Below are 17,029 nucleotides of genomic sequence, written 5' to 3' on the forward strand. Positions count from 1 at the left end.
ACAAAATGACAACGCAACCAACGCAATCCGTCTTTTCTGGTCTGAAAGTTGTTGAACTGGCGAGCTTTATCGCAGCGCCAGCCGCAGCAACGATGCTGTCAGATTTCGGGGCAGACGTCATCAAGGTCGAGGCTCCGGGGATGGGTGACCCGCAGCGCCTGCTGAGCTCGGTCCCGCCGAGCCCGGCGGCACTGGGGAACTACAGCTGGCACTTGGCCAACCGCAACAAGCGCGGAATGTCGATCAACCTGAAGTCCGAGGGCGGGACGCAAATCCTCAAGCGTCTCGTCGAATGGGCTGACGTGCTGATCACCAACTTCCCGCACGGCACTCGCGAGGGCCTGCACCTGGGCTACGACGAGGTGTCGTCCTGGAACCCGCGGATCATCTACGCCGACATCACCGGGTTCGGCGATGCCGGCCCGGACGCCAAGCTGCCTGGGTTCGACCTGACCGCGTTCTGGTCACGCAGTGGGCTGCTCGCCGCGACCCGCGATGCCGGTGCACCGCCGACGTCTCCACCTTGGGGCAGCGGCGATTACACCACCGCCGTCGCGATTTACGCAGCGATCACCACCGCGCTGTATCACCGTGAACGCACGGGCCGGGGCGCCAACGTCGGCACCTCGCTGCTGGCCACCGGGGTGTGGGCGACCGGAACGCTGGTATCGGCGGCCCTAGCCGGCGGTAAGCCCTACGAACTGAATGACCGCAACAAGCCGGTGAACGCGCTGACGAATCCGTATGAGTGCGGTGACGGCCGCTGGATCATGCTGGCCGCCAAGCGATCAGCGTTTTCAGTATTGGCCAGCGCCATCGGGCGCTCGGACCTACAGTCCGATCCGCGCTTCAGCGACGTTCAGGCTATCAGCAAGCACGCCGGTGAATTGGCGGCTCTGCTCGACACCGAATTCCGTGCCCAACCCCTGGCGCATTGGAAAGAGGTCCTCGACAAGGCTCGCGTTCCCTACGGCATCATCCAGACGCCCGAGGAAGCGGCCGGGGACCCGCAGCTGCGTGCCGCCGAGATCGTCGTGCCGATCGAGGGTGCGGCGGACCTGGAGTACACCGTCAACAACCCGATCACACTCCGCGGGCTGCCCAGAGTTCGTTCCCGGCGAGCACCCGAGCACGCAGAGCACAACGCCGAAATCCTCGCACAGCTGGGATTCAGTGCGGATGACATCAGCCAACTGCAAGTTGCGGGAGCGATTCCCGTTGCCTCAGAACAGGAGACAGTGAAATGACCACCATAGAGCGGGCGACGGAGCTGGTGCTTACCGAGCGTCGAGACGGCGTCCTGACGATCACCGTCAACCGTCCTGCACAACGCAACGCGATCAGCCGTGAGGTCGCCGTCCAACTGGCATCCGCGCTTGACCTGCTGGATTCCGATCCGTCGCTGTCGGTCGGCGTGCTCACCGGCGCCGGCGCGACATTCAGCGCGGGCATGGACCTAAAGGCATTCGCAAACGGGCAGACTCCGATCCTTCCTGGCCGTGGCTTCGGCGGAATCACCCGAGCCGAGGTGCGCAAGCCGCTGATCGCCGCGGTCGAAGGATGGGCGCTGGGCGGTGGCTTCGAAATGGCCCTGGCCTGCGATCTGATCGTCGCGGCGCGGGACGCCAAATTCGGCCTACCTGAGGTGAAACGGGGACTCATCGCCGGCGAAGGTGGCGTGATACGGCTGCCGCGGCGTATCCCTTACCACGTTGCGGTCAAGGTGCTGCTCACCGGCGAGCCGATTTGGGCGGTCGAAGCCAAGGCGTACGGGCTGGTCAGCGAGCTGACCGAATCCGGGGCCGCATTGGCCGGGGCGCAATCACTCGCGGCGCGCGTCGCCGTCAACGCGCCGCTCGCGTTGGCGAGGGTCAAGAAGGTCCTGCGAGAAACCCAAGGCCTCGATGACGCCGCAGCTTTCAAGCGACAGGACATAGATGCCCACGGCCTGCTCGCCACCGAGGACGCCCACGAAGGAGCGCTGGCGTTCGCCGAAAAACGTGCACCCGTATGGCGCGGGCGCTGAGACCAACAGCAGTTGAGGAGCAGCAATCATGAGTTCGCAAAAGCCTGTGCAACACATCGCAATTGTCGGTACCGGCACCATCGGTGCAAGTTGGGCGACGCACTACCTCGCCCGCGGCTTCGATGTCACGGCCACCGATCCGGCGCCGGGCGCAGAGACCGCGCTTCGGTCCTACGTGGCGGGTGCTTGGGAGGGTGCCCAGATTTTGGGAGTGTCGCCCGGTGCCTCACCGGACCGGCTGAAGTTCACCTCCGACCTGAAGTCTGCCCTTGCGGACGCCGACTTCGTGCAGGAGAACGCGCCAGAGCGCCCGGAGCTGAAGGTCAAGCTGTTCGCCGACATCGACGAGGCTACCCCGCCCGAGTCGATCATCGCCTCGAGCTCGTCGGGCATCACGATGACCGTCATGCAGGCCGAATGCCGGCGCCCAGAGCGCACGGTGATAGGTCACCCGTTCAACCCACCGCACATCATCCCGCTGGTAGAGGTCGTTGGTGGTACAAAGACGGCTCCCCAAACCATCCAGGACGCAATGGTTTTCTACGCCTCGATTGGCAAGAAGCCCATTCACCTGAAGAAGGAGCTGCCCGGTCACGTCGCCAACCGGCTGCAATCCGCGCTCTACCGGGAGGTGGTCTACCTGATCAGCCAAGGTGTCCTCGACGTCAACGACGCCGACGACGCGGTGTCGTGGGGTCCCGGCCTGCGCTGGGGCGTGATGGGACCCAACCTGCTGTGGCACCTCGGCGGCGGCGAAGGCGGCATCGAACACTTCATGGAACACCTGATGCCGCGCATGGCCGCCGGCTGGCCCGGGCTCGGTAATCCCGAACTCACCCCGGAGCTGGCCCACCAGATCGTCAAAGGCGTCCTCGAAGAAGCCGACGGCCGATCAATCGACGAACTGGCCGCTGAACGCGACGACATGCTGTTCGGGCTGCTCGCGGTGCGCGCCGAATGCGGGTCATCTCCCGTCCAGAAATCATGAAAAGTACTGTGCTGTAAGGAGACAACGATGTTGAGCGCGATGTGTGAGGTGTCGGCGATGATACCGATAACCTTCGGTCTCGCGGGTTACGCGTTGGTGTCGCGAGACGGCGCTAAGCCGGACCGCAGCATCACGCAGCAGCGTCCAACGACAACGGGATATGCCGAATAGTGCGCCAAAGACATTGACAGGCACTCAGATTGAAAGGACAAATCATGACTGCGAACGGAAAATTGTTCGTGCTGGAAGCCAGCGGTGACGGACGGCTGTTCTGCATCAACCCCGACGGCTCCGACAAGACGTTTATCGTCACCGGGTGCCCCATCCCCGATGGTGTCGCGGTCGATGTGCAGGCCGGCCACATCTATTGGACCAACATGGGGGCCCCGTCGGCCAACGACGGGTCGATCGAACGTGTCGATCTCGATGGAGGCAACCGCATCACGATCGTTCCCCGCGGCGGAACTTACACCCCCAAGCAGCTCCATCTCGACGCCGCCGACCGCAAGCTGTACTGGTCGGATCGGGAAGGTATGCGGGTGATGCGCTGCGACCTCGATGGTTCCAACGTTGAGACTCTGGTGCAGTCCGGGCACGGCGACGAAGACCGTCGCGATGAAACTAACTGGTGCGTCGGGGTCGCAGTCGATCACGTCGGCGGCCATCTGTACTGGACGCAGAAGGGCCCCAGCGACGCCGGCCTCGGCAGAATCCTGCGGGCCGGAATCGATCTCCCCGCGGGCGAATTCGCGTTCAGCCGCAGCGATATCGAGGTGGTGTGCAAAGACCTACCCGAGCCAATCGATCTCGAAATCGACCACACCAGCCGGACGCTGTACTGGACCGACCGGGGTGACCCGCCGAACGGCAACACCGTCAACCGGGCGCACTTGGACACCATCGGCATCACCGAACCCGAAATCGTGTTGACCCACCTGATGGAAGGCATCGGTATCGCACTCGATCCAGCCAACAACCGCATGTTCGTCACCGACCTCGGCGGCAACGTGTGGGCGGCCGCCCTCGACGGAACCGGCAGCCGACCCCTCCGGGCCGTCCAGGGCAACCTCACCGGCATCGCCTACGCCGAACTACCCGAGGGGAGAAAGCCATGACCTTCACAGTGCCGAAGGACGTTCCGAACCGGCCAGTAGCCGTCATTGGCGCCGGTACGCTCGGTCGCCGTATCGCGTTGATGTTCGCCGCGCACGGCGCTGACGTGCGGATCTACGACCTCGCGGAGGGGCAGCGCCGCGCCGCAGTCGATTTCGTCACGCAGAGTCTTCCGGCACTGGTAGAGAAGTTGAACAGCGATGTACCAGGACAGGTTTCGGTCAACTCGGACCTTGGCGATGCGGTGCGCAACGCGTGGCTGATCATCGAAGCGATCCCCGAGCGGCTCGAGCTGAAACGGCAGATGTTCGGACAACTCGACGAACTGTCAGCCGTCGACGCGATCCTGGCCAGCAATTCTTCGTCCTACCCGAGCCGGCTGTTTTTGGAAAAGGTACTCAACTCGGAACGCGTCCTGAATATCCATTTCTACATGCCGCCGAAACAGAACGCTGTGGACGTCATGTCGTGCGGCCGGACCGACCGCGACGTCATTGACTTCGTGCTGGCGACGTTGCCTCGGTTTGGGCTCTACCCCTTCGAAGCACGAAGGGAGAGTACCGGATTCATCTACAACCGAATCTGGGCGGCAATCAAACGAGAGGCGCTCGAGGTCGTGGCCGAAGGTGTGTCCACACCCGAGGAGGTCGACCAGATGTACCAAATCAACAACGGTTCGGCCGTCGGTCCATTTCGTATGATGGATCAAGTCGGCCTCGATGTTGTGCTGGATATCGAAGAGCACTATTGCGCTGAACATCCGGAGTACCCCGAAGGACCTCGCCAGGTGTTGCGACGGTATCTGGAGCAAGGTCGGTTGGGGGTCAAGTCCGGCGCCGGATTTTACGAAGACTATCGCCGGTGACGCCCTGCTGTGCACGATCACCTCGACTTCGGTCCCGCTAGCACGCGCGGCGGAGATACCGCGCAAAATTCACTGCTGTGGAGCAACTGCCGTTGGCGTCGCCCGGTGCACGCTGGCTGATCGCGGCAGCGGTCCTCGGCTCGGGCCTGGCCATGCTGGACGGCACCGTCGTCAACGTTGCGCTGCCGACGATCGGGCGGGAGCTGAGCGCGGATCTAGCCGGCCAGCAGTGGGTGCTGGATGGCTACCTGCTGACCCTGAGCGCTCTGCTTGTCTCCGGGGGCGCGGCCGGCGACCGCTACGGCCGCCGCCGTGTCTTTCTGATCGGGCTGGCCGTTTTCACCGCGGCGTCATTGGCCTGCGGTCTCGCCCCGACCATCGGCTGGTTGATCGTCGCCCGGCTGGTCCAAGGTGTCGGCGCGGCCGCACTGGTTCCGGGCAGTCTTGCCCTGATCGACGCCGGAATCAGCGATGACGACCGAGGTCGCGCGGTGGGAATCTGGGCGGGGATGTCCGGCGTGACGACGGCGCTGGGCCCGTTCATCGGTGGCTGGTTGGTGGACTCGGTGTCGTGGCGCTGGGTGTTCTTGCTCAACGTTCCGCTCGCCGTCGCGGTGGCATGGATCGCCGTGCGCCACGTCCCGGAATCCCGGAATCCGACCGCCTCTGGGGGCCCGGACATACTCGGCACCGCGGCTGTCGCCGTCGGCCTGGCCGGGATGGTCTACGCGTTGATCGAAACTCCTTCCCGCGGTTGGACTGTGACGACGGTGGCCGGCGCCGTCCTCGGCGCGGCCGGGTTGGCCGCCTTCCCCCTGATCGAACAGCGGGTGCGGTCACCGTTCTTGCCGCTCAAGCTCTTTCGTTCCCGACAATTCACCGGCGCCAACCTCACCACTTTGGCCGTATACACGGCAGTGGGTGGCGCGTTGTTCCTGTTGGTCCTGCAGCTTCAACAAAGCCTGCACTACACGGCGTTGAGGAGTGGGCTGGCGACGCTACCCATGACGATCATCATGCTGATCGGCTCCCCGTGGATAGGCGGGCTCGCGCAGCGAACCGGCCCGCGAATCCCGATGACGGTCGGACCGTTCATCGCCGCCCTCGGCGTGGCTCTGATGGCACGCATCGTGCCCGGGACGACGTACCTGGGTGCGGTGCTGCCCGCCGTGGTCGCGTTCGGCCTCGGGCTCGCGATCACCGTCGCGCCACTGACCGCGGCTGTCCTCGCCGCCGTCCCCGACGACTACGCGGGCACCGCATCCGGCGTCAACAACGCCATTTCGCGCATCGCCGGACTCCTCGCCGTCGCCGTGCTCCCGGTCGCGGCCGGCATCAGCGCGGGCCCCGGCCAACCCCTCGGCCCCGGCTTCTCGCTGGCGATGCTCATCAGCGCGGGTGTCTGCCTGATCGGCGGAATCGCCGCGTGGCTGACCATTCGCACCGGTGCCGACGTCGCACACCAGGTGCTGCCGGGAATCAACCACGCCTGCCAAGACCCGTCCACCAGGCACCCGAGACACGACCAGGATGCCGCGTAGTTCAGTCGAAGATGACGACCGCGCGTCCGACCACGTCGCCGCACCCCAACTCATCCAAACGCTCGTTGATGTCGTCCAAATTGACTTCGACAATGTGGTGTTTGATCAGACCCTGGCTGGCGAGCGCAAGAACCTCGGTCAGGTCGTTGTGGTTGCCCCAGAACGATCCGCAGTATGACTTCTCTCCGCTCACGAATGGAAAAATGGGTACCTGCGCACCGCTCTGTCCGATCAAGCCAGCACAGGTGAGCGCACCTTCCTTGCCCAAGATCGAAAACCCAAGCTCCAAAGACTCTTTGGCGCCGGCGCAGTCCAGCACCGCATCGACCTCCCGGCGGCCGGTCAGGTCTTCCAGTTCGTTACCGCGCCAGCAAACAATCGCGCTGGCAACAGCAGCTTGCGTTGTCCTTAATGGAGCGCCGCCCGTCTCGATGTGCGGGCTCGGGCAACGTCGGATTCGAATACGTTGTAGCGATGTGGAATGTCGACGGGCGCAAGGTGTTCGGAGTGTCCGCGGGCAGCGGGGAACCGGTGCTGCTGCTGCACGGCTATCCGCAGAGCTCGTCCTGCTGGCGCCACCAGATCAAGGCGCTGGCCGACAGCCATCACGTTGTGGCGCCGGACTGGCCGGGCTTCGGCCGGTCCGATCCACCGTCGACGGCACCCACCTATGACAACGAACTGGAGCGGATCGAGCGGTTCGTGGAGCAGTTGGGGTGGCAACGATTCAATCTGTGTGCGCATGATTACGGTGGCTTCATCGGACTCGGCTACACCATTCGCCATCCCGAACGCGTGCTGCGACTCGCGCTCTTGAATACCCGCGCGCACGGCATCTTCCGACCGTGGTTCTACCGCTTCTCGCAGGGCCAACATTGGATTGCCGCCCGCCCATTACTATCCGCCATCGCGCGACATCTGCCGCTGGCCGCGATCCACCATCGGGCGCTGGCCCGCTACCGCGAGACCGGCTGCTTCGACGCCGCACTGGAAGCCGAATACCTGGGCTGGATGAACACGGCGCAAGGCAAGCGCACGTTTTGGGAATTCTTCGCACACTATCGGGTGTCCGCGGTCCCATGGCTCGCCGACGGCCTCGGGGCCATCGCCTGCCCGGTCTCCGTCATCTGGGGCGACCGCGATCCTTATGTGCCGTTGCGCACCGCACACGAACTGGCCGAGCGCATCCCGAACGCCGAATTGATCCGGCTGCGGGGCGCCGACCACTACATCATGGAGGAACGCCCTGCTGAGGTGACCGACGCCCTGACCCGCCTGCTGAGCGTGCCGCTGACCTGTCGCGCCTAGCTGGTGACCGTCATCTGTTCGTCGCTGCCATCCCACGAGCGGATGAAGACGTCGATCGGCACCTGCTCGTCGCGGCCCTGCTCGCTGCCGCTGTCGTTGAGGTGCACGATGCCGGCCGCGGTGTCGACACCGGTGACCACCACGGCGTGGTTGGCCAGCGGTTGCCCACTCGAGTCTTTGTCCTCGACGGGTTCGCCCCAGATGATTTCGGCGTTGACTCCGGCAATGACCTTGCGGCCCTTGGCCAGATCCTGCTCGAGTGCCAACATGCCGGTCGGGACGTGGGTCGATGCGGCGCTTGACTTGTCGGTGCTCACGGCACGGATTCCATAGTGCGCCAGCAGGACCGGCTCATCGTCGAACGAGGTCCCCTCGCCGCTCTTGCGTCTCTTCGGCTTCTGGTAGATCGGCCCAGGGTGCACGCTGCTGGGCGTTGATTGAGCCAGCTTGACGACCTCGCGCTCGGACGGCTGCGTGCCGGTCAGTTCCCCGACCACGTCGGCGACCGCCATCTCGACGCAGTCGTCGTCGTATTGCTGATAACGCCAGAATGGGGCGGCCGCCGCTGGGTCGCCGTAAAGCGTCCCGACACCATTGGGTGGATTGCCGGGTGCGGCCTGGGCTGTGCCCACCGTCAACCCGAGTGCGGCCGCGCCGGTCAGCACCGCAACGGCAACAGCGCGGGCCACGGTCGCAATCCTGATCATGAGAGAAGGCTCTCGCCGGGGCCTCTACGAATTCTTGGAGTCCTGATCGGGATGCCGACGCGCGCGTCGAGGCCGCCCTGCAGCGCTTGCTCGCGTGGACGAAATTGGTCGTCAATGGGCCCCGGACAGGTTCAACGTGACCACCCCCACGATGATCAGCCCGACGCCGACGACTTTCGTTACCGAAATGGGAGAACCTAAAAACAGCACCGCGATCAGCACGATGGCCGCAGTCCCGATCGCCGACCACAACGCGTAGGCGACGTCAGTCTGCATGCCTCGCTGGATCGACCACGCCAGCAGTGCGAAAGAGGCGCCGTAGCCGACCAAGCACATCACGGTAGGCCACAGACGGCTGAAACCTTCGGTGCTCTTGAGCAGGCTGGTCGACACCACTTCCGCGATGATCGCGCCGAACAGGAGCAGGTACGTGACAGCGCCTCCTTGCATACGGATGTGTCTACACCACGCTTCGACGACGGCCGTAACGTTGGCTGGGTGATGACGACGAATCTCGATCGCCGCCTCGACAGTTACGCACCGGCGGTGGTAAGCCTGTTCCGGTTGGTCTACGGCTTGCTGTTCGCCGGATACGGCTCGATGATCCTGTTCGGCTGGCCCGTGGCCACGCCGGGTCCCGTTGAGTTCGGGTCGTGGCCCGGCTGGTACGCGGGGCTCCTCGAATTCGTTACTGGCCTGCTGATCGGCGCCGGATTATTCACTCGCGCTGCGGCATTCGTCGCCTCGGGCACCATGGCGGTCGCCTACTTCTGGATGCATCAGCCGCACGCGCTGTGGCCGATCGGTGATCCACCGGGCGGCAACGCCGGAACGCCGGCGATTCTGTTCTGCTTCGGCTTCTTCCTGCTGGTCTTCGTCGGCGGCGGCCGCTATTCGGTCGACGCCCGGCGCCGCCGCTAAGGATCAGTCGCCCCAACGGCCATGCGTGGCCGCCAGTTCCAGCAGGGTGATGCCGTCGGTCTGGCGTTCGCGCAGCACCTGGTTGGGAAACGTGTAGGGCGGTGCCGCCCCGGGGCTGCGTTGCGCATGCGCCACGATCGCATCCATCAACGTGCGCGCCATGGACAACCGCGGGTAGCGGGCGTGGATTCCGGCGGCGATTTCCTCGTCGATGAATTCGGCGTCGCGGCCGAAATCCGCACCCACACCGCTGCGCACCAGATGACACAGCGCTCCGCGCCGGTCGGCGATGCCCATCGACGTGTGCAAGGCAATGGCCTCCCACACGCCGTCCACGAGTGGGCGCTCGCAGCCGTGCTCGGTCAGCAGGGCCGCCGCGAGGTCGGCGCCTTCGACCTCGAACCTTTCCTTACCCGGCGCCGCGGAGCCGGCACCGAGATCGTGGAGCACGCATCCAAGGAACAGGGCGTCGGCATCGTAATCGGCACCGGCGCGCATGCCCTCGTGCGCGGCGACCAGCTCACCGAACAGGTAGCTGCGCACACTGTGGTTGAACACTGACGGCGCCTCGGTCGACTGTGCCAGTCGGACGGCGGCTTGCGCGACGGAGGTGTCCGGGAGAGCGGATATGACCTGCATGAACAGCACGTTAGACCCGCGGCAGCCATCCGGTGAGCGGCTAAAAAGACACGAGCCCCACGGTTTAGGCCACGAGGTCCCGGGGCGCCTTGCTGGTACCCCGCGGATGGATCAGTGATAATGGCATTCTCTAGTTTGGAGAAGCCATTTCCGTTTACGGACCGCCCCGAGGAGCGTCGACGATGACCGCGAACCAACGATGCGACGGATTGGTGGCCCTCGTCACCGGGAGTAGCCGAGGTTTGGGCAAGGCGATCGCCGCCCGGTTCGCGGCCCGAGGTGCCACGGTCGCGCTGACCGCGCGCACGATGGACCCCGACCCTAAATACCACGGGTCGCTGCGCGAGACCGTCGACGAGATCGTCGCCGCGGGAGGTCGGGCCATCGCCGTGCAGGCAGATCTGTCCCAGGCCGAGGAACGCGCGCGGTTGTTCGGTGAAGTCGTCGACGCCGTCGGCGCTCCGGACATCCTGGTGAACAATGCCGCGGTCACCTTCCTGCGGCCCCTCGACGGGTTTCCCGAGCGACGTGCGCGGCTGATGATGGAAATGCATGTGCTCGGGCCCTTGCATCTGAGCCAGTTGGCGATTCCCGCGATGCGCGAGTGCGGCCGAGGCTGGATCCTGAACCTGACCTCAGTCGGCGGCGACCTACCGCCCGGCCCGCCCTTCTCCGAATTCGACCGAACCGCGGGCTTCGGCATTTACGGGACGGCCAAGGCCGCACTCAACCGGCTCACCAAAAGCCTTGCCGCAGAACTGTATGACGACGGAATCGCCGTCAACGCCGCCGCTCCGTCCAATCCCGTGGCCACCCCGGGCGCGGGCACCCTCGACCTGGCGAAGACGGACACCGAAAACATCGAGCTGATCACCGAGACGGCGTTCCGGTTGTGTACGGGAGATCCGAAGACCCTGACCGGCCGCATCGCGCATACCCAGACCTTCCTCGCGGAGGTCGGCTGGTTTCAGCCCGCCGGCTGATGGTGGAGGTCGATCTCGCCGAGCTGCGCCGCCGACTCGCGGCTGCCGACGTCACCGACGTCACCGCGCTGGCAGGAGGTGCCTCCAGCCTCACCTTTCGCGGCACGCGATCCGGCCGACCCGTGGTGATCAAGCTCGCCCCGCCGGGGGTTGAGCCTATCGCGCACCGCGATGTGCTGCGGCAGGCCCGCATTCTCAAAGCGCTTGCCGCGACTCGGGTTCCGGTACCCGAGGTGCTGTGGGAGGACTCGGGAGATCCGCCGCTGAACCCGCCGCTGTTCGTGATGTCGCACGTCGACGGTGACTGCGTCGAGCCGCTGTTCGACGGTTGCGCGCCCACACCGGAGCTGGCCGAGCGCTACCGCAACGCGTGCCGGGCCATGGCCGCCCTGCACAGCCTGTCACCCGGTGACCTCGGGCTGGGCTCCGAACCGGTCATCGATGCGGTCTCGGAAGTCGAGCGCTGGTGTCAGACGTTGCAGACCGTCGATGCGTCACTGGTTCCCGGCTGGCCGGGGGTACGCGACGCGTTATTGCGTTGCGCCCCAAACGCTATCGCGCCCGGCGTGGTACACGGTGACTTTCGGCTGGGCAATCTGATGGCGGCCGGGGCGAGTGTCAACGCGGTGATCGATTGGGAGATTGAGCCGTCCCGGTGAGTCCGGAGACTGCATTCGTTGAATCACCCTGCCTTTGGTGGGGTGCGTTTGTGATCGTAGTAGAGCGTCTCGACGGCCTCGGGAGTGAAGTCGTCGAGGTACTCGTGGGGGCGTTCGGTGTTGAACCAGACCACCCATTCAGCGGTCGCCAGCTCGACCTGGTTGACGTCGCGCCACGGGCCTTGCCGGCGGATAAGTTCGTTCTTGAACGAGCCGACGGTGGTCTCGGCCAGCGCATTGTCCAGCGCATCGCCAACCGAGCCGACGGAGGGATCCACGCCCTCATCGATGAGCCGCTGGGTGAAGGCCACCGAGGTGTATTGACTGCCCGCGTCGCTGTGCGCAATCAGCCCGTGCAGACTGGTGGTGCCGTCCTGGGCGCGAGTGAAGAACGCATGCTCGATAGCGTCGAGGACCAGATCGGTGGTCATGGATCTGGCGGCCCGCCAGCCTAGGATCCGGCGGCTGTAGGCGTCGATGACGAATGCGACGTAGACGAATCCCATCCAGGTCGACACATACGTAAAGTCGGCCACCCACAACCGATTTGGCGCCGCGGCATAAAAGCGGCGGTCCACCAGATCCGGGTATCGCCGATGAGTGTCGTCGGCGATGGTGGTCTTGTGCTTGGATCCGTACCGCGCGCCCTCCCAACCGTTCTCGCGCATGATCCGCTCCACCGTGCACCGGGCGACATCGTGACCCTGGCTGCGTAGCCAGATCCACAACTTGCGTGACCCCAGCGTCTGGACGAACTTGCCCTTTTTCTTGTCTTCCCGCGCCGCGGTGATGATCTCGACCAGCTCGGCGTCATGGATCTGCCGTCGTGTCGGGGTCTTGTTGATCCACTCGTAGTAGGTCGACGGGCTGATCGGCACGCCATGCTCAGACAGCACCGCACACATGGGCTCGACACCCCAGCGCAGCCCGGCCCCGCCGTTGGGGCCGGCCACCTGGTGGTCCTTGTGTTCGGCGATGAACCGGATCACCGTCTCCCGGGCCGGTCGAGCTCGGCCCCGAAGAAAATCGCCGCTGCTTTCAAGATCTCGTTGGTTATCTGAGGCCGTGAGGAAGCTGTTCACCATGTAGACGACACGCGTTCGGAGATGCCGGGAAATGCGTTGTGGACCAGTTATCTTCGGTGTCTGTGACGAGTCCTGGGCTGCGGGTGCAGTCGGTGGTGATGCCGTTCGGCGACCGCGAATCGTGGACGCTGGTGGATCAGGATGCGGTGGTGGTGGAGCCGGTCGAGGCGTTCTTGTCGCATCTGCACGCGATCGAGCGCTCACCGAACACGGTCAAGGCCTATGCCCATGATCTGCGGGATTGGTTCGAGTTCCTCGATCGGGGCGGCCTGGTGTGGTCGCGGGTGCGACTGGAGGAGGTGGGCCGGTTCGTGGCGTGGCTGCGACTACCCGCGGCGGGGCGAGTGGGCAATGTGTCAGCGCTGCCGACGGCGGAGAGCATGTGCTCGGAGGCCACGGTGAACCGCAAGCTATCGGCAATCTCGGCGTTTTATGAATTCCATCAGCGCCACGGAGTGGACCTGGGTGATCTGTTGACGACCTGGCAGCGGCATAAGGGACATGGTGGATCGTGGCGACCACTGCTGGCGCACCTGGGATCTCGACCGGAGCGCAGCAGGCGGATCCGGTTACGGGCCCAGCGGCGCATCCCGGACACGCTGGACACGGAACTGGTCGCGGCGATCGTGGCGGCCTGTGATCGGCTGCGGGATCGGTTCCTGTTTTCTCTGCTGGCTGCATCCGGGCTGCGGGTTGGTGAGGCGTTGGGGTTGCGGCACAGCGACATCGATGCGGCTGCTCGGCTGGTGACGGTGGTGCCGAGGGTGAATACGAATCGTGCCCGAGCCAAGGGCGGGGGTCGCCAGGTGCCGGTGCCGGGCGCGGTGATCCGGCTGTATGCGGATTATCTGCATGGCGAGTACGGCGAGCTGGACAGCGATTACGTATTCGTCAACTTGTGGTCCGGTCCTATTGGGTATCCGTTGACGTATGCCAGCGTCTACGATTTGGTCTGCCGATTGCGGGAGCGGACCGGAATCATGTTCGGGCCGCATACTTTTCGCCACTCGTATGCGACAGAGTTGTTGCGCCGCCAGGTGCCGGTCGAGGTGGTGGCCCATCTGTTGGGGCACGCGTCGATCGCGACGACCAGTGACGCGTACGCGCATCTGAAGGTCGAGGACACCCGCCGCGCGTTGGTGGCCGCGGGGTGGCTGGCGGACCGGGATGGGTCGTGGTGAGCGTCGAGGTGCTGGCGCCGCCGATTGAGCCCGGCTGGGTTGCGCGTTTGGGCGCAGCGGTGCGTGCGGAGTTCCGGGTCGAGGTGCTGGTGCCCGCCGTCGCGGATCCGATTCTCGGGTCGCCGGCATGCGCGGTGCCCGGGTGTGTGCGTTCGAGTCGCTACGCCGGGCTCTGCCCGGCCCATCTGGGCCGGTGGAGAAAGGCGGGTCGCCCGGATGACCGACGGGCGTGGGCGGCGACCGCTGATCCAGAGGTGATGGGGTACCGGCCGCTGCAATCGTGCCTGGTGCCCGGTTGCGGCTTCGGGCAGCATCGGTATCGGTTGTGCTACACGCATTCCCACGCCTGGGACAAGGCCGGACGCCCAGTGGTGGATCGGTGGAAGCCGGACGTGGCCGGCACGCCGGCAGCGGTGTGCGCCATCCCGGGGTGCATGTTGTGGGCCGAACTGGACGCCGGGTGGTGTCATTCCCACCACCGGCGGTGGCGGCTGCGTGGTCGCCCGTCGGCGGCGGAGTTCATCGCCTACTGCGCCAGCTACGGCGAGGATCGCTTCGACTTGCGGCCGCTGCGGCCGCAGTTGCGGCTGGAGATCGGCTACGCGCTGCAATGCCGCGTCGACCTGAACCGAACCCGCACCACACCGCGATCGATCAAGCCGCTGCTGGACCACTTGTCGGCAACCGGGGCCGAGTCGCTGCTGGATCGTCCGCTGGCCGACTGGCTGGCCGGGCTGCCGGCCGCGGCGTCGGTCAACACCCCGCGCGCGTTCCTCGGTTACGCGATCGAGTGCGTGCTCGATTTGCGCGACGGGACCGGCTGGGACAGCGAATACCAGCGTGACGTGTGGCGGCTACGGCGGCTCGGTGTTTCCGGCCATGACGGGGCCAAACTGGATTTCACTGCGGTGCACCCAGTCTGGCTTCGAGAGCTGGCCAAACGATGGTGCCGGTGGCGCATGTCGTGCGGAGTCGGGCTGGGGCAGCTACGCAGTGATCGCCTCGCGCTCGTTCGTTTGTCGCAGTTCATGCCCGGACTAGCGAGCTCGTCGGGCCCGGGTGCGCTCGAGCGGGCAGCGCTGGAGGCCTACCTGGCTCGACTGGCCGTTGAGATCCCACAACCGAAGACCCGCAGCGCCGAGATCGGCTGTGTGACCGGGTTTCTGAATGCCGTTCGCCAGCACCGGTGGGCATCGCTGCCGGCCGAGGCGCAGCTGTATCCCAGCGACCAGCCCCGCCGTGACGAGACACCGGCACCGCGGGCGATTCCCGAGTTCGTCATGGGCCAGTTGGAAAGCCCGGCCAACCTCGACCGGATCAGCGACCCGCGGATCCGGCTGCTGGTGGAGGTCCTCATCCGCACCGGCCTGCGCATTGGCGACGCCACCCGGCTGGCGCTGGACTGTCTGGTTCGCGACCCGCAGGGCGCGGTCTATTTGCGCTACCGCAACCATAAGATGCGCCGCGACGCGGTGGTGCCCATCGACGACGAACTCACCGCCATGATCCAGACGCAGCAGGAGCGCACCCGGCAGCGGTTTCCAACCACCGCCGTGTTGCTGCCGCGCAGCAGCGCCAACCCCGACGGACGGCTGCCCATTCCCACCGTGACGTTCCACCTCCAGCTCGGGCAGTGGCTCGAAACATGTGGTGTCACAGATGAACTCGGTCAGCCAGCGCATATCACCGCTCATCAGTTCCGGCACACGGCGGCCACACGATGGATCAACCATGAGGTGCCGCAGGAAGTGGTCCGACGCCTGCTCGACCACACCAGCCACACCATGACCGCCGTGTATGCCCGATTGGCCGACACCACCATACGAGAGCAGTGGGAACGCGCCCAGAAGATCAACATCCACGGTGAGCCGGTCGACATCACCGTCGACGGGCCCCTCGCCGATGGCGAGTGGATGAAGCAGAACCTTGCACGCGCGAAAATAGCGCTGCCCAACGGCTATTGTGGTCTGCCACTACAGAAATCGTGCCCGCACGCCAACGCATGTTTGACTTGTCCGCTGTTCATCACGACCGCCGAATTCCTACCCCAACACCGCAAGCAGCTCGATGACACCCGCACGTTGATCTCGCGTGCTCAAACCGACGGCCACACCCGCCTGGCCGAGATGAACCACACCGTCGAAACCAACCTGCTTACCATCATCGCCACCCTCGAAACCGACCAACGCGACTGCCGGTGCGCTGCAGCGGGCAGCGAAACATGCTGCGGAAAGGAACCATCCGATGCGCCATGACAACAGCCACTACCTCCTCGCCGCTGCCCAACGCCGCCGCGCCGACACCCTCCAACGCGCCCGGCAAGCCCTGCAGGAACTCGGCGAAACCGGCCAGCGGCGCACTATCACACAGATCGCCGCCCTCGCCGGCGTCTCCCGCTCATGGCTGTATGCCCAGCCCGCACTGCGCGACCAACTCCGCCGACTGACCGCCATATCGGAGACGCCCGAGCCGGCACCACCTGCCCCAGTCGAGCGCGGCTCCGACGCCTCCCTGCGCCAACGCCTCACCCTCGCACACGAACGCATCCGCGAACTCGACAACGAAAACCGTCAACTACGAAACCAGATCGCACTCCTGCACGGACAGCTCCGCGCCAACCGCATCGCCGACACCCACATCACGGACACCGTCCACGACACAAACACCCAGATCACGCCCCCAAACAGTCGAGCCCGCCCAAGATAACATTGGCCCGGCGCAGCTCGGCAATCTCCTTGCGCAGCGCCTTGTTCTCCTCGGCCATCGCGGAGGTCACACCCGGCCGCTGGCCGGTATCGACCTCCGAGCGGCGGATCCAGGTCCGCAACGTCTCCGGTGTGCCGATCCCCAACATGCCCGTGACCGCCGTGATCGCCGCCCACTGCGACGGGTACTGCGGGCGCACCTCAGCGACCATGCGCACCGCACGTTCACGAAGCTCGTCGGGGTACTTGCTGACACGTCCCATAACCCAGATCCTCCCAAGATCGGGAGTCTCCGGAAACGCCGGGAC

The 17,029-nt window shown here is 65.3% G+C and carries 16 protein-coding genes and 3 pseudogenes; 13 read left to right on the forward strand and 6 right to left on the reverse strand.

The window, feature by feature from the left end:
* Nucleotides 1–5 precede the first annotated feature (5 nt).
* The 6 genes from MJO58_RS07725 (at nucleotide 6) to MJO58_RS07750 (ending at nucleotide 6,533) form a co-directional block, all read left to right on the forward strand.
* A complete protein-coding gene (locus MJO58_RS07725; protein ID WP_239722504.1) occupies nucleotides 6–1,247 on the forward strand; it encodes a CaiB/BaiF CoA transferase family protein in 1,242 nt (413 codons plus the stop codon).
* Entirely contained in the window at nucleotides 1,244–2,026 is a 783-nt protein-coding gene (locus MJO58_RS07730) for a crotonase/enoyl-CoA hydratase family protein (protein WP_090600998.1), read from the forward strand. The genes MJO58_RS07725 and MJO58_RS07730 overlap by 4 nt, the downstream gene beginning before the upstream one ends.
* A gap of 28 nt (nucleotides 2,027–2,054) precedes the next feature.
* Entirely contained in the window at nucleotides 2,055–3,014 is a 960-nt protein-coding gene (locus tag MJO58_RS07735) for a 3-hydroxyacyl-CoA dehydrogenase NAD-binding domain-containing protein (protein ID WP_090600999.1), read from the forward strand.
* Between the two features lie 215 nt (nucleotides 3,015–3,229).
* Nucleotides 3,230–4,129, forward strand: a complete 900-nt coding sequence (locus tag MJO58_RS07740; protein WP_239722506.1) for a 3-hydroxyacyl-CoA dehydrogenase — start codon at nucleotides 3,230–3,232, stop codon at nucleotides 4,127–4,129.
* A gap of 8 nt (nucleotides 4,130–4,137) precedes the next feature.
* Nucleotides 4,138–4,992 carry a 3-hydroxyacyl-CoA dehydrogenase family protein gene (locus MJO58_RS07745; protein WP_350355910.1) on the forward strand — a complete coding sequence of 285 codons (855 nt, stop codon included), beginning with the start codon at nucleotides 4,138–4,140 and terminating at the stop codon, nucleotides 4,990–4,992.
* 77 nt (nucleotides 4,993–5,069) lie between these two features.
* A complete protein-coding gene (locus tag MJO58_RS07750; protein WP_090601001.1) occupies nucleotides 5,070–6,533 on the forward strand; it encodes an MFS transporter in 1,464 nt (487 codons plus the stop codon).
* 1 nt (nucleotide 6,534) lies between these two features.
* Here the strand turns inward: MJO58_RS07750 and MJO58_RS07755 are convergent, their stop codons facing one another.
* On the reverse strand, nucleotides 6,535–6,996 hold the full coding sequence (locus MJO58_RS07755) for a zinc-binding dehydrogenase (protein WP_350355915.1): 462 nt from the start codon (nucleotides 6,994–6,996) through the stop codon (nucleotides 6,535–6,537).
* Nucleotides 6,997–7,007: 11 nt separating this feature from the next.
* Here MJO58_RS07755 and MJO58_RS07760 point away from each other — a divergent pair, with 11 nt between their 5' ends.
* Nucleotides 7,008–7,841 carry an alpha/beta fold hydrolase gene (locus MJO58_RS07760; RefSeq protein ID WP_239722511.1) on the forward strand — a complete coding sequence of 278 codons (834 nt, stop codon included), beginning with the start codon at nucleotides 7,008–7,010 and terminating at the stop codon, nucleotides 7,839–7,841.
* Here the strand turns inward: MJO58_RS07760 and MJO58_RS07765 are convergent.
* Together MJO58_RS07765 and MJO58_RS07770 are read right to left on the reverse strand one after the other, a co-directional pair.
* A complete protein-coding gene (locus tag MJO58_RS07765) occupies nucleotides 7,838–8,548 on the reverse strand; it encodes a C39 family peptidase (protein WP_239722512.1) in 711 nt (236 codons plus the stop codon). The two genes, MJO58_RS07760 and MJO58_RS07765, sit on opposite strands and share 4 nt — an antisense overlap.
* Before the next feature lie 111 nt (nucleotides 8,549–8,659).
* Nucleotides 8,660–8,998, reverse strand: coding sequence for a DMT family transporter (locus tag MJO58_RS07770; protein ID WP_090601003.1), 339 nt, complete (start codon nucleotides 8,996–8,998; stop codon nucleotides 8,660–8,662).
* A 51-nt stretch (nucleotides 8,999–9,049) separates the two neighbouring features.
* Here MJO58_RS07770 and MJO58_RS07775 point away from each other — a divergent pair, with 51 nt between their 5' ends.
* Nucleotides 9,050–9,469: a DoxX family protein gene (locus MJO58_RS07775; RefSeq protein WP_090601004.1), complete on the forward strand. Its 420-nt coding sequence runs from the start codon at nucleotides 9,050–9,052 to the stop codon at nucleotides 9,467–9,469.
* A gap of 3 nt (nucleotides 9,470–9,472) precedes the next feature.
* Here the strand turns inward: MJO58_RS07775 and MJO58_RS07780 are convergent, their stop codons facing one another.
* Nucleotides 9,473–10,108 (reverse strand): HD domain-containing protein, encoded by a 636-nt coding sequence (locus tag MJO58_RS07780; RefSeq protein WP_239722514.1) that lies wholly within the window; start codon nucleotides 10,106–10,108, stop codon nucleotides 9,473–9,475.
* Nucleotides 10,109–10,290: 182 nt separating this feature from the next.
* Here MJO58_RS07780 and MJO58_RS07785 point away from each other — a divergent pair, with 182 nt between their 5' ends.
* Together MJO58_RS07785 and MJO58_RS07790 are read left to right on the forward strand one after the other, a co-directional pair.
* Nucleotides 10,291–11,091, forward strand: a complete 801-nt coding sequence (locus MJO58_RS07785) for an SDR family NAD(P)-dependent oxidoreductase (protein ID WP_239722516.1) — start codon at nucleotides 10,291–10,293, stop codon at nucleotides 11,089–11,091.
* Nucleotides 11,091–11,735, forward strand: a pseudogene (locus MJO58_RS07790) (phosphotransferase family protein); the annotation flags it as partial. The gene MJO58_RS07785 and the pseudogene MJO58_RS07790, both read left to right, overlap by 1 nt.
* A gap of 38 nt (nucleotides 11,736–11,773) precedes the next feature.
* On the opposite strand, the pseudogene MJO58_RS07795 reads toward MJO58_RS07790, so the two are convergent.
* Nucleotides 11,774–12,801: pseudogene (locus tag MJO58_RS07795) on the reverse strand (IS3 family transposase); the annotation flags it as partial.
* Nucleotides 12,802–12,933: 132 nt separating this feature from the next.
* Between MJO58_RS07795 and MJO58_RS07800 the strand changes: the two are divergent.
* The 3 genes from MJO58_RS07800 to MJO58_RS07810 are packed head-to-tail and all read left to right on the forward strand — an operon-like array spanning nucleotide 12,934 to nucleotide 16,722.
* Nucleotides 12,934–14,016 carry a tyrosine-type recombinase/integrase gene (locus MJO58_RS07800; protein WP_033717226.1) on the forward strand — a complete coding sequence of 361 codons (1,083 nt, stop codon included), beginning with the start codon at nucleotides 12,934–12,936 and terminating at the stop codon, nucleotides 14,014–14,016.
* The gene (locus MJO58_RS07805) at nucleotides 13,986–16,271 is read left to right on the forward strand and encodes a tyrosine-type recombinase/integrase (protein ID WP_225325992.1); all 2,286 of its coding nucleotides are present in this window, start codon (nucleotides 13,986–13,988) and stop codon (nucleotides 16,269–16,271) included. The genes MJO58_RS07800 and MJO58_RS07805 overlap by 31 nt, the downstream gene beginning before the upstream one ends.
* Complete coding sequence (locus tag MJO58_RS07810) at nucleotides 16,261–16,722, forward strand: DUF6262 family protein (protein ID WP_007172469.1); 462 nt, start codon at nucleotides 16,261–16,263, stop codon at nucleotides 16,720–16,722. The genes MJO58_RS07805 and MJO58_RS07810 overlap by 11 nt, the downstream gene beginning before the upstream one ends.
* Here the strand turns inward: MJO58_RS07810 and MJO58_RS07815 are convergent.
* A pseudogene (locus tag MJO58_RS07815) lies at nucleotides 16,715–16,984 on the reverse strand (transposase); the annotation flags it as partial. The gene MJO58_RS07810 and the pseudogene MJO58_RS07815 sit on opposite strands and share 8 nt — an antisense overlap.
* Nucleotides 16,985–17,029 lie beyond the last annotated feature (45 nt).

The sequence above is a fragment of the Mycobacterium lentiflavum genome (genome assembly GCF_022374895.2).
Taxonomy (GTDB): Bacteria; Actinomycetota; Actinomycetes; order Mycobacteriales; family Mycobacteriaceae; genus Mycobacterium; species Mycobacterium lentiflavum.

Coding starts and splice junctions, on each gene's coding strand:
- MJO58_RS07760 (WP_239722511.1), top strand. CDS start 7,008: ATGTGGAATGTCGACGGGCGCAAGGTGTTCGGAGTGTCCGCGGGCAGC.
- MJO58_RS07780 (WP_239722514.1), bottom strand. CDS start 10,108: ATGCAGGTCATATCCGCTCTCCCGGACACCTCCGTCGCGCAAGCCGCC.
- MJO58_RS07785 (WP_239722516.1), top strand. CDS start 10,291: ATGACCGCGAACCAACGATGCGACGGATTGGTGGCCCTCGTCACCGGG.
- MJO58_RS07810 (WP_007172469.1), top strand. CDS start 16,261: ATGCGCCATGACAACAGCCACTACCTCCTCGCCGCTGCCCAACGCCGC.
- MJO58_RS07765 (WP_239722512.1), bottom strand. CDS start 8,548: ATGATCAGGATTGCGACCGTGGCCCGCGCTGTTGCCGTTGCGGTGCTG.
- MJO58_RS07740 (WP_239722506.1), top strand. CDS start 3,230: ATGACTGCGAACGGAAAATTGTTCGTGCTGGAAGCCAGCGGTGACGGA.
- MJO58_RS07725 (WP_239722504.1), top strand. CDS start 6: ATGACAACGCAACCAACGCAATCCGTCTTTTCTGGTCTGAAAGTTGTT.
- MJO58_RS07735 (WP_090600999.1), top strand. CDS start 2,055: ATGAGTTCGCAAAAGCCTGTGCAACACATCGCAATTGTCGGTACCGGC.
- MJO58_RS07730 (WP_090600998.1), top strand. CDS start 1,244: ATGACCACCATAGAGCGGGCGACGGAGCTGGTGCTTACCGAGCGTCGA.
- MJO58_RS07800 (WP_033717226.1), top strand. CDS start 12,934: ATGCCGTTCGGCGACCGCGAATCGTGGACGCTGGTGGATCAGGATGCG.
- MJO58_RS07770 (WP_090601003.1), bottom strand. CDS start 8,998: ATGCAAGGAGGCGCTGTCACGTACCTGCTCCTGTTCGGCGCGATCATC.
- MJO58_RS07775 (WP_090601004.1), top strand. CDS start 9,050: ATGACGACGAATCTCGATCGCCGCCTCGACAGTTACGCACCGGCGGTG.